This is a genomic window from Chitinophaga sp. (assembly GCF_036569185.1).
In the GTDB taxonomy this organism is placed as follows: Bacteria; Bacteroidota; Bacteroidia; order Chitinophagales; family Chitinophagaceae; genus Chitinophaga.
Map to the genome: position 1 here is coordinate 1 of NZ_DATCRD010000167.1, position 11,887 is coordinate 11,887.

The 11,887-nt window shown below is 47.6% G+C and carries 9 protein-coding genes and 1 tRNA gene; 8 read left to right on the top strand and 2 right to left on the bottom strand.

The genetic code is table 11. The features are described from left to right. Window positions 1–214: 214 nt before the first annotated feature. Window positions 215–288 (bottom strand) — tRNA-Asp (locus tag VIM72_RS12485). 90 nt (window positions 289–378) lie between these two features. Beyond that, entirely contained in the window at window positions 379–1,041 is a 663-nt protein-coding gene (gene nfi / locus VIM72_RS12490; protein ID WP_332003165.1) for a deoxyribonuclease V, read from the bottom strand. A gap of 302 nt (window positions 1,042–1,343) precedes the next feature. Between nfi and VIM72_RS12495 the strand changes: the two genes are divergently transcribed. The 8 genes from VIM72_RS12495 to VIM72_RS12530 form a co-directional block, all read left to right on the top strand. Beyond that, window positions 1,344–1,943, top strand: coding sequence for an RNA polymerase sigma factor (locus VIM72_RS12495; RefSeq protein WP_142683592.1), 600 nt, complete (start codon window positions 1,344–1,346; stop codon window positions 1,941–1,943). Window positions 1,944–1,990: 47 nt separating this feature from the next. Further along, complete coding sequence (locus tag VIM72_RS12500; RefSeq protein WP_332003166.1) at window positions 1,991–2,944, top strand: FecR family protein; 954 nt, start codon at window positions 1,991–1,993, stop codon at window positions 2,942–2,944. 33 nt (window positions 2,945–2,977) lie between these two features. Continuing rightward, window positions 2,978–6,364, top strand: a complete 3,387-nt coding sequence (locus tag VIM72_RS12505) for a TonB-dependent receptor (RefSeq protein WP_332003167.1) — start codon at window positions 2,978–2,980, stop codon at window positions 6,362–6,364. A 17-nt stretch (window positions 6,365–6,381) separates the two neighbouring features. Beyond that, a complete protein-coding gene (locus VIM72_RS12510) occupies window positions 6,382–7,983 on the top strand; it encodes a RagB/SusD family nutrient uptake outer membrane protein (RefSeq protein WP_332003168.1) in 1,602 nt (533 codons plus the stop codon). Window positions 7,984–8,089: 106 nt separating this feature from the next. After that, window positions 8,090–9,529: a hypothetical protein gene (locus VIM72_RS12515; RefSeq protein ID WP_332003169.1), complete on the top strand. Its 1,440-nt coding sequence runs from the start codon at window positions 8,090–8,092 to the stop codon at window positions 9,527–9,529. A gap of 31 nt (window positions 9,530–9,560) precedes the next feature. Continuing rightward, complete coding sequence (locus VIM72_RS12520; RefSeq protein WP_332003170.1) at window positions 9,561–10,739, top strand: sialidase family protein; 1,179 nt, start codon at window positions 9,561–9,563, stop codon at window positions 10,737–10,739. A gap of 121 nt (window positions 10,740–10,860) precedes the next feature. After that, window positions 10,861–11,295 carry an SRPBCC family protein gene (locus VIM72_RS12525; RefSeq protein WP_142683587.1) on the top strand — a complete coding sequence of 145 codons (435 nt, stop codon included), beginning with the start codon at window positions 10,861–10,863 and terminating at the stop codon, window positions 11,293–11,295. A 102-nt stretch (window positions 11,296–11,397) separates the two neighbouring features. Further along, on the top strand, window positions 11,398–11,887 hold a 490-nt coding region (locus VIM72_RS12530; RefSeq protein ID WP_332003171.1), incomplete at its 3' end, for a DUF1772 domain-containing protein.

Here is an 11,887-nt window from a genome sequence, read left to right on the forward strand (position 1 = left end):
CGGAACAAGTTATAAGTAATAACTGACGGCGACAGTGTAATCGTACATTACCTTCGCCGGTAGACTAAGAATTTATGCCTTCAATGCGTTCATGATGTTAATCTGTTCGGTTGCCTCAGCAGGTGCATACAGCGTTTTGTGCCAAAGGTCACCCGTCAATACCCCGAAAATGCAAAAGGGACAAACCATCCGTCTGATGATTTGTCCCTTTTCGCGGACCGGACGGGACTCGAACCCGCGACCTCCGCCGTGACAGGGCGGCATTCTAACCAACTGAACTACCGATCCTTCCTACAGTCAAGCTTTTCAGCCATTCTGTATTCCCCGTTTGGGGTTGCAAATATATAAATAATAAATTCAATTCTCCAAATATTTCTCTCAGGTTCCTTTTTTATACTCCAGTAATGCCAGCCGCCCATAGTGATCTGATATGCGCGTGGTTTCCGGCAAACGGTATTGTGTGCATAGTTTCAGCACAATACCTGTAGCAGTTGCCAGGGATATTTTATGACCTGTGGAAACAAATACAGGGTTAATAGCGGTTTGTGTGCGCAGGGCATTGCCTATATGTTCCCCTGCATCCAGCAGTGGAGCAATACTTCCCCTTTCTTCTCCCAGCTGGCTGTATTCACCACATAGCCGTGTTTTACCGCAGCCGATCACGGGTTTGTTAACTGTAACCCCAAAATGACAGGCCATTCCAAAACGGCGCTGATGGGCCAGGCCCTGGCCATCGCAAACAATAAGGTCCGGCAGGAGGGGCAGTTTTTCCCAGGCTTTTAATAATGGGGGCATTTCCCGGAAAGAAAATAACCCCGGTATATAGGGAAAGGTAACTTCCATGCAATGGGTAGCTATGGCCACTACCTGCAGGGTAGCATAATCCAGCAGCACAATGCTGCCTGCAATCAGGTTGGAATTTTTATCGTATTCTACATCGGTGCCGGCAATAATTTTTATAGTATCCGGCAATTCATCTGTGATGATCACCTGCCGGCGTAATTCTTCCTGAATGGCAATAGCTGCATCTTCGGTTAGCATAAACAGGCTTTAAAAACAAACCGGAAGATACCGCTTTTGAGGTAAGATGTACACTTATAAATATTCTTTACCGTTTGAAAAAGTAAATTTATATTTGGCTGACGCCAATCAGTCCACATTAAACGATCAATCAAAATACAGTAACAATTTTTTTACGAATGAATAGTACAAAAGTGGTACTACTTCCTTTTGTCGGGATTTGCTAAATCGATTTTTACTAGAAAAAAAGCCTGGAATTCGCAACGTTAATATCCACGTAATATTAGACATTTACTTTTGTAGGGACTGTTATATTTCAACTTATGTCTGCGCTTAAGAAAGTATCTTTCCATCATACAACCGGCATGTCCGGTCAGGCTCATTTCGAGGCTTCCGTAGCTGCCTACTGGGATAAGTTACTGGGCATTGCCGTGGCGAAAACAAACCCGCACGACGCATTTGATATTGTACAGGATGTGTTACTTTCATTATGGATGAAATGGGAGGAAGTGCCGAAAGATGAAACACTGGAATTTTACCTGCTCAACGCATTGAAGCTGCGTATTTTTAAATATTACCGTACAAATGGCCGTTACCAGGCCCACCTGAAAAAGCTGGAAATATTATTGAATAATACCCTGGAATCACCCGGCGCCATTGCTTCCGATGAGTTGCACGGATTAAAGGAAACCATTATCAATGAGGCCCTGGAAATACTTTCCCCCAGCCAGCGGCAATTATTTATTCTTCGCGTAAACCATCATTATTCCTACCAGAAAATAGCGCAGCAACTTGGCATAGACGCTGGATCGGCGCGGGTTTTATACAGCCGTGCCCTCAAGCAGGTGAAAGCGCATATCAAAGCAAATCCGGCTTTGTCTGCCAGCCTTGTTTCCTCTTTTTTGCTGTTTACAATTTCTTAACCTTAGAGCGAGTTAACATTTTTTGTGTTGCGGGTATTCATTAATAGATGGCAACACAAAAATATCCAAGGGCAGAAGCCCTGTTGAAAAAATTTCATGCGGGAAAATGTACGCCCGAAGAACTGGTGTTACTGGACAACTGGTATGACGGTTTAAACAGTGATGCAAGCCTGTCGGCACTGGAATCAAACCTTTACCGGCAGCAGTTCCTGGCCAATTTCCATAGTTTGCTGCCGGCAGCCCCCGTGGCCTGGTGGAAAAAACGTTCCATTCAATGGGCTGCTGCAGCCAGTATATTACTACTGGCAGGAGCCGGGTTTATGTGGGCCCGTTATACACAAAAACCATCTGTCCCCCTGGCTGGTTTAAAATCGTTCCAGGTAACCAACGAAACCAGCGATATCAAACTGGTGGTATTGCCTGATAGCTCCCGCATCTGGCTGAATACTGCCGCTTCCCTTCAATGGAAGGAAGATTTCAACAAACAAAACCGTAGCGTACAACTTACCGGCGAAGGCTTCTTCGAAGTACAGGGCAACCGGAACAAGCCATTCGTTATCCGTACCCGCGACCTCGCCATCCAGGTGCTGGGCACACAATTTAACGTGGAAGCCTATGCAGGCGAAGGACTTACCCGCGTGTCGCTGGTACAGGGTAAAGTAAAAGTACGCTCCGGAAAAGACAGTACCGTATTGAAACCCGGCTATGCCGCTGCCTATAATAATGAGGATAAAGCATTGAATATTTCTGCTACGGAGGCAGGAAAAGTGGCGGCCTGGAAAGAAGGCGCCTTCAGTGCTACCGATCTCCCCTTCAGAGATGCCGTAACGCGATTGTGCACACGCAACGGTTATCAGGTGAAGTGGGAAAATACACAGGGCATCGAAAAAAATGTTTCTGTGCTTTTCAAAAAAGACAGCTTCGGAAAAATGCTGGGAAATCTATGCTACATCAGCCGTAAACAATTCCGTATTTCTGACAGACAGGTAATCATCTATTAAAAAACACGTGAACGCTCCTGAAAATTTCAACACATGAAAATGACATTTACTTCCGCTGGTCAGCATACCCGCAGCAGCGGGCCGGCTGTATCCCGCCTGAAAAGATTCCTGCTATTGGGATGTGCCCTGTTGCCAGCTACCTTCGGATACGCCAGGCAGCAAGCGTTGAGCGAAAAAGTGAAACTGGATATTTCCCGCGCCTCCCTCTCCCAGGTATTGAGCGCTCTCGGGCACCAGAGCAGTTTTACATTTAACTATGTTAAACAGGACTTCGACAAAATTATTGTCAGGGATTATAAAGCAGATAATATTACATTGAACGAAGCCCTCAATATACTCCGTAATAAATCAGGTATAGAGTATAGCGTGAGCGATAAAGCCATCCTGCTGAGGAAAGCGGAAAAAGACCCGGAAGTGCAAACTACCCAGGCCATCACCCGCAAGATCAGCGGCCGTGTAACTACGGAAAATAATGAGCCTATTCCCGGTGTATCCGTTTGGGTAAAAGGTACCAAAATAAGAACGGTGACCGATGCAGATGGAAAATTTGAAATCACCCTGGAAAGCGATAAGGCAATACTCAGCTTCAGCTATGTAGGCTATGAAACCGTGGAAATGCCTGCCGGCACTTCCAATACGCTGAACCTTACGCTGAAAACCAGCAACAATGCATTGAACGAAGTAGTGGTACTGGGTTACGGTACTGCAAAAAAAGGCGATCTCTCCGCAGCAGTGTCAGTAGTGCCTGATATGAAACAGATCAAGGAACGCCCCGTACTGGATGTAGCCAATATGTTGCAGGGTAAAGTGCCTGGTATCACGGTTGTAAGTAACGGTGGCCATACCAGCGATGCTAACAAGATCACTATTCGTGGTGTCGGTTCTGTCAATAGTGAAAATGTATTGTATGTGGTGGATGGGGTGCCTGGTGCTCCTTATAACCCAGCAGACGTAGAATCCATTACAATATTGAAAGATGCGGCATCCGCGGCAATTTATGGGGCTTTCTCGGGTTCGGCAGGAGTCATTCTCATTACTACCCGTCAGGCCACGCAAGGAGTGCCAAGTGTGCAGTATACCGGCTTTGTAGGCGCAAAGCAGGCATGGCGCACATTACAGTCGCTGACTGCAGAACAACAGGGTAAAGTATCCGACCTGGCACAAACTAATGCCGGACTGCCCCCGCTGGAAGGATGGAATCCTGCCAAAAACCCGGACGGCCTTGTAACCCGCACCAACTGGATGGATGAAATTTTCCGCACCGGCCTGATACAACGGCACAATATCAGTGTAAATGCCGGAACGGATAAATTTTCCACCCTCTTCCAGGCACGTTACGAAAAGGAAGAAGGTACACTGATCAATACCTATAATAAAAATATCTCCCTGAGATTTAATGCCAATTACCAGTTTGCCAAGAATGTAAAACTGCGCCAGGATATCTTCTGGAATAATAATGATAACAGGGATGCGGAAACCGCCAGCGGCTACAGCGGCGTTATCCTTTCTGCCCTGTACATGCCGCGTTCTGCTACTCCCTACTACAGCGATGGTACCTTTGGTGGTGTAGGTCCGAGAGGCTCCCAGTATAACGGTATCTATGGAGATGTGATCAACCCTGTAGCTACCCTGCTGAGAAACCAACCCTATAACAAAAAGAATGACCTGCAGTCGGTAACAGAATTAACAGTGTCTGATATTATTCCTGGCCTTACTTACCTTTCCCGTTTTTCTTACCGCCAGCAAAATGCGCTGTGGAAAAACTTTGAGCCAAGAAGAACGGAGCCAGGAAAACCGAATGATCAGAATACTTTAACCTATTCTACTGATAAGGGGTATAAATGGATCTGGGAAAATACCCTTAATTACAATAAGATCATCAAGCGACATAACATTGGTGTAATGGTATCCATGACCGGCCAGGAAGAAGCAAACCGCAACTTTTCTGCCGCAGCGAAAGGATTTGAGAATGAGGCTGACTGGGCACAGTTCTTTACAAATGCTTCCATCTTTGACCAGAATCTGCCGGCTGATGAGGAATGGAAAGACAGAACAGTTTCTTATGTGGGAAGATTATCCTACAGCTGGGCTGATCGCTACTTTGTAACTGCAAGCTACCGTAACGACGTTGCAGGCAGGTTAGCGGAAGGCTATCGCTCCAAAGGTTTCCCTGGTGTAACCGCCGCATGGAAAATCAGTTCGGAATCTTTCATGGATAACGTAAAATGGCTGGACCTGCTCAAGATCAGGGGAAGCTGGGGCAGAATAGGTAACATTGGAACGATAGCACATTATTATGGTTATGCGAAGCTCACACCGGATTATACCTTCCAGATCGGCGATGGCTCACCAAGATCTAATTCACTTGCATTAACAGATGCCTTTAACAGATCGCTTTCCTGGGAAACCTCACAACAGACAGATGTGGGTATCGATATCAGCCTTCTGAAACAACGGCTGTCCATTACCGCTGATTACTTTGATAAACTTACCTATGATCTGATCCAGCAACAGCCCAGCTGGCCGAACACATTTGGATTATCAGCTCCATACATCAACAAGGGAGAGATCAGCAACAAAGGCGTGGAAGTAGCCGTATCCTGGAACGATCATATAGGCCAGGTGGGATATAATCTGGGAGCTAACATCGCTACTCTAAAGAACAGGGTGAAATATATTGATGATGATCCTAATTCTATAATACCTCACACTGATGCCTTCAGGCAGGTGCTCACACCTTTCCGTTCTAAAGTAGGGGTGCCACTTTATTCTTACTGGCTGATAAAAACTGCCGGCATCTTCCAGTCGGACGATGAAGCCAAAGCTTACCAGAAAGATGGTAAAATGATCCAGCCCAACGCAAAGGCCGGCGACCTGAAATTTGTAGATCAGAATGGCGATGGTGCGATCAATGATGCCGACCGCGTATATATGGGGAACGCATTTCCCAAGCTCACTTACGGGTTTACTGCTAGCTTTACCTGGAAGAACTTCGACCTGAGCCTGTTTATGCAGGGCGTAGGCGGTGTAAAACTGTTCAACGCTTTCAAGATGACCACACTAAGTGGCTCCGAACAGGGATACAACCGCTGGGATAAAATCCTCGATGCCTGGTCTCCGGAAAATAAAGGATCCGATATTCCCCGCATCTCTGCTAATGATCCCAACAAAAATTTCCAGACCAACTCCGACTGGTACCTGGAAAATGGCAACTACCTGAGATTAAAGAACCTGCTGATCGGCTATACCTTTAAGAAAATGAGCTGGAACCAGGGACTTCGTGTATACTTCAGCGGCGACAACCTCCTCACCTTTACCAAATACACCGGTATGGATCCGGAAGTAGGCGGTGTAGGGCTTGATGGCGGCCAGTTCCCGGTATCGCGCGTGTTTTCCCTGGGTGCAAATATTAAATTCTGATCAAACCAAATGCTTTTATGAAAACAACATTCAAACATATATTTCTTGCGGGGTCGCTGATGCTGGGGGCAAGTGCCTGTAACAAATGGGTAGATACAAAACCCAACGGCGCGCCTACTACTGCCTATTTCTGGCAAAGTGATAACGATCTGAAAAAGGCTACCAACGATATGTACGTGGCCATGCGCAATGAATCTACCTGGGGGCGCGACCTTTTCTGGGTGCAGGATGCCAGCGACGACGTGATTGTGGGAAGAGCAAAGGCCGATGGCGAAAATATCAAGAACTTTATACCCAGTGGCCGGGAAGGTTACCTGACCAGTGGCTGGAGCGATCTGTATAAAATGATGAACCGCGCCAACCAGGTGATCCAGAATGTGCCCACTTCAAAAAATACCACGGAAGCAGCCCGCAACCAGGCATTGGGCGAAGCGTATTTTATGCGCGGGTTCGCTCATTTCTGGGTAGCTTATCTCTGGGGACATAAAGACCAGGGCGTACCTTTCGATGGACCGGAAAACCCAGAATTCGGAAAACGTATTCCGCCACAGCTGCCATCTGTAACTGATAACTATGCACAGATCATCAGCGACATGGAAAAAGCAGCCAGCCTGCTGCCGCTGTTTGAAACCTACAGCTCTTCCGACCGCGGACGCGCACACCGTGCGGCAGCATGGGGATACATGGTAAAAGTGTACGCTTACTGGGCACAATATGATGCTTCCAAATGGGCGCTGATCCCCGCTCTTGCCGATAAGATCCGGGATGAAGGGCACCGCGCGCTCATTAAAGGACAGGCAACCGCCCAGCAGAATTACCGCGCTGTTTTCAGTATCGCCAATAACTGGAGCTCAGAATATATGTGGTCTGTAACTTCCGGTGTACAGGGCGGCTCTGAGTTCCCCGGTGTAGTACTGGAAAATACCGGCTGGGCTATCTTCAACGGCTGGGGCTATTTCCAGCCTACGGAGGAACTATATGAAGAATATGAGGCCAATGATCCAAGACGGGAAGTGACCATCCTGAAATTCGGGGATAAGTTCACTTTCTTTGGCCTGGAACGTTCTTATTACTCTACCAACAGCTTATCCGGCTTCCAGATGAATAAGTACATGGAGCCTTATTCCTATGGTAAAGACGGCGTGATCACTACCAACACCAACATCAACCAGAGCCCGGATTATCCAACCACTGCGCTCAGCTTACCATTGATGCGCTATGCGGAGATCCTGCTCTTTAAAGCAGAGGCGCTGATTAAACTGGGCAGGAATGGCGAAGCCGCCGCACCGCTGAATGAAGTGCGCAGCCGCGTAGGATTGGCAGGCATTGCAAATCCTACCATGGATGATCTCAAGCATGAGCGCCGCGTGGAACTGGCCTGCGAGTGGACAGACAGGCTCCAGGATCTGAAGAGATGGGGCGATTATGCCAGGATCAACGCGCCTTTGCATGGCCGTATCCACAGCGATAAGGTAAATCCCGCATCGCCTTACCAGATAAAACAGGTATGGCCTGCACGTAATTTTGACCCGGCTAAGCATATGGCCTGGCCCATGAACCCTGATGTAATTGCGCAGAGTAACGGCGTTTATAAACAGGTACCGGGCTGGAGAAATTAACAGGCAATAGCGAACAATGATACAGGCGGATGGTAAGCGTAAAGATATTTGCATATCTTCATGCTTACCATCCGCCTCTTTTGTTCATTCCTTATGCTATTGTACTATGTTACGGAATTATTTGTTTACCGCCATTATCTTCCTCTTTACCACGTTTGCAGTTAGTTGCGGGGAACGCATCCCTGCACAAACGGAGCCTGGTACCACCGATTCAATACCCCTTACCAGCCGGCCTCTGTTCCGGGATTTTATGGGGCTTAACGGTCATGTTACGCTTAAACCAGACCTGTACAAACAGGTATGCAGGCTGTTGCGCAGCTATCATAATATCAGCTGGGATGTGAAAGCCCCCGGCGATGCGATCACCATTCCCAACACTATTAATAACATAAACTGGAAACGTGATGTATATGGCCCGTGGAAAGCTGCAGGATTTGAAACAGATATCTGTATGCAGTTCCTGGGCGTAGGATTGGGTAACCCGGACTATAAAAAGTTATGGGCCGGGCATGAACAGTGGGCATATGATTACGGGAAAGCCATGGCCGCCTATTACGGCCCTTCCGGTACAGAAAAGTTATGCACCTCCGTGGAAATCGATAATGAGCCGGGAACACGCTTTGATCCGGCGCTTTTCAAAACCCTCTTCACAAAGATGGCGGAAGGAGTACGTGCCGGGGATCCGCAGATGAAGATTGCCACGCCTGCAGTAGCGGTAAAGGCAGATCCTTACTCACAGGGGCTGGATGATTTGTATGGAGATAAAAAGATACTACCCCTTTATGATGTGATCAATGTACATACTTATCCTACCATCGAAAAATCTGCCACCAGTGAAAACAGCTGGAACAGGAGTTATCCTGAAGATAATTCCCTGCAATACCTGAAGGTAATTGAAGCTGCCATTTCCTGGCGTAATAAGTATGCAAAAGATAAGGAAGTTTGGGTAACAGAGTTTGGTTATGATGCCTGTACACCGGAAGCCATGAAGCGCCGGAAAGACTGGGCATTGAAACTGAACTGGCAGGGTGCCAGTGATCTGCAGCAGGCGCAGTACCTGGTGAGGTCTTTCCTGGTATTTGCCACGCTGGATATCAGGCGCGCGTACCTGTATTATTATAATGATGAAGATGAAGCCTCTTTCCACGCCGCTTCGGGGCTTACCCGGAATTTTGTTCCGAAGATGTCGTTCTGGGCGGTGAAGCAATTGTACCAGACATTGGGCGACTACCGTTTCCGGCGGGTGGTGAAAAAAGAAACAGATTCCCTGTATGTGTTTGAGTTTGTGAAGGGAGATGACTCACGGTCGCTGGCCTGGGTGGCATGGTCGCCAACCGGCGCCCGGACCCATGAACAGAAAGGCTATCAGCCACGTGTAATAAATGCAGAGCTGGATAACCTGCCGTCACTGCCGGTAAGCGTTACTGCGATGAGCACCGGCAGCGGGCCTGCAAAAGAGCAGACGTGGGAAAAGACAGGAGATAACAGTATCCGTTTACCGGTTAGTGAAAGCCCTGTTTACATGATGTTCCGGGCTAACAAATAGTTTTTATATTAGCCGGATGAATCAATAGCAAATGATGATGATTAAAAAGATAGTAACAGCGTTCCTGGTGATGTGCCTGGGCACTGTATATGCACAACAAAAAGAAGTACCTGTTTTTGTTTCGGGAGCAGATGGTTATAAATCATTCCGTATTCCCGCTATCATCGCATTGCCGGATGGCGAACTGCTGGCCTTTGCAGAAGGCCGTGTAAATGGTGGTGATGATTTCGGGGATATTGACATAGTGATGAAACGTAGCAAAGACAAAGGCAAAACCTGGTCGCCCATGCAGGTAATAGCAGGAGGCGATAACCTGCAGCTGTCCAACCCCGCACCGGTAGTAGATCTTACCGATCCGGCCTATCCGCAGGGAAGGATCTTTCTTTTTTATAACACCGGTACCCACCGGGAAAAAGATATCATTAAGGGGATAGGAATAAAGCATTGTTATTACATCACTTCCACAGATAGCGGCCGTACATGGGCGCCGCCAGTGGATATTACGCTGCAGGTGCATCGCCCCAAACAACCGGAGATAGACCCTGCGTTTAATTTTGCGGAAGACTGGCGCTATTACGCCAATACGCCGGGGCATGCCATGCAGTTTTCCGAAGGAACTTTTAAGGGAAGGATCTTTATTGCCGCCAATTATACTGCGGGCAAGGCATTACCGGCTGCGCGGCACTACATAGCGCATGGCTACTATACCGATGATCATGGTAAAACATTTCATTTAGGCAGCAACGTGGATATACCTGGCAGCAATGAATCTATGGCGGTGCAGCTTTCCGGTAACAGGTTGATGATGAACAGCCGCAACCAGGCCGGGGATGTGAAAGAGCGGATCGTATCTATCAGCAGCGATGGCGGCGCCACCTGGGATACTACTTATTTTGATCACCAGCTGCCGGATGCCGTATGCCAGGGCAGTATACTAAACGTGGGTACCTTCAAAGGAAAAAACATCATTGCTTTTTGCAACGCCGCTGATCCACTGGAAAGGAATAACCTTACACTCCGTATCAGTTTTGATGACGGGCGAACCTGGAAAAATAGTTACGTGATCTATAAAGGTAGCGGTTCAGGGAAAGCCGGTTATGCCTATGCTGCTTATTCTGATATTGTGCAGGTGGGGAAACGGAAAACAGGGGTGCTGTATGAAAAAGATCATTATACCTCCATTGTATTTACAGTGGTGAACTGGAAATAAACCATATTGCGGAGACTGTCGCAAATAGTACGCTATTTTGTCGGATTCGGCCATGCCGGGAATAAAATACTCGTGCTATGTTTGCATTAACAACAACGGTTAACATTTAAATCTTACAAAAATGCAAACAGCTAATAACGCCATCAAGATTACGGTAACTGCAACTATTAACGCACCCGTTGCAAAAGTCTGGGAATTCTGGAATGCACCGGAGCATATTGTAAAATGGAATACTGCTTCCGACGACTGGCACAGTCCGAAATCTGTAAATGACCTGCGCCCGGGCGGTAAGTTTGAAACACGTATGGAAGCAAAAGACGGTAGCTTTGGTTTTGATTTCGGCGGTGTATATGACGAAGTAAAAGAAAACGAGCTGATTGCCTACACCATGGGCGATGGCAGAACCGTAAGGGTTATTTTTTCTGCCGCCGGCAACACTACCACTGTTACAGAAACCTTTGACGCAGAAGATACGCACAGTATCGAAATGCAACAGGGTGGCTGGCAGGCTATCCTGGATAATTTCAAAAAATATACAGAAGCGCTGGCGGGTTAATTTCCCGGCTGTTCCCTGTTCTCTGCAAAATATTCTGCCGCATGGATCAAGCGATCCATGCGGTTTTTTGTATCTTGACGGCATCATTTAAACAGGTAGCATATGGGACTTATTTTCCTGCAGATCTTACTGGGAATTACGGCAGTCTCCACTGCATTAATAGGGGGACTTTTTTACGCCTATTCCTGTTCCGTGAATCCCGGGCTTGGCCGGTTACCCGATAGCGGTTACCTGCTGGCCATGCAATCCATCAACCGGGCTATTCTCAATCCTGTATTTTTTGCTTCCTTTTTAGGGTCGCTGGTGTTGTTGCCTGTTTGTACATGGGCGTATTTCAGTTATGAGGTATCGCCAGGGAGCTGGTGTTTGCTGGGAGCTACTGTTGTTTATTTCGTGGGTGTTTTTGGGGTGACGATGGGCGGTAACGTGCCGCTCAATAATGCGTTGGACAAAGCGGATCTTACAGTCGCCGGAAATGCTGAACTGGCGCGGCACCGGGCTGCTTTTGAACAGCGGTGGAACCGGCTGCATACCGTGCGTACGGTAGCGGCGGTGGTTGCTGTAGGGTTAGTGGTAGCGGGGTGTATAGGAT

Bases quoted from the DNA above. Each gene is read 5' to 3' on its own strand.
- nfi (WP_332003165.1), bottom strand. From the start codon at position 1,041: ATGCTAACCGAAGATGCAGCTATTGCCATTCAGGAAGAATTACGCCGG.
- VIM72_RS12495 (WP_142683592.1), top strand. From the start codon at position 1,344: ATGTCTGCGCTTAAGAAAGTATCTTTCCATCATACAACCGGCATGTCC.
- VIM72_RS12500 (WP_332003166.1), top strand. From the start codon at position 1,991: ATGGCAACACAAAAATATCCAAGGGCAGAAGCCCTGTTGAAAAAATTT.
- VIM72_RS12505 (WP_332003167.1), top strand. From the start codon at position 2,978: ATGAAAATGACATTTACTTCCGCTGGTCAGCATACCCGCAGCAGCGGG.
- VIM72_RS12510 (WP_332003168.1), top strand. From the start codon at position 6,382: ATGAAAACAACATTCAAACATATATTTCTTGCGGGGTCGCTGATGCTG.
- VIM72_RS12515 (WP_332003169.1), top strand. From the start codon at position 8,090: ATGTTACGGAATTATTTGTTTACCGCCATTATCTTCCTCTTTACCACG.
- VIM72_RS12520 (WP_332003170.1), top strand. From the start codon at position 9,561: ATGATGATGATTAAAAAGATAGTAACAGCGTTCCTGGTGATGTGCCTG.
- VIM72_RS12525 (WP_142683587.1), top strand. From the start codon at position 10,861: ATGCAAACAGCTAATAACGCCATCAAGATTACGGTAACTGCAACTATT.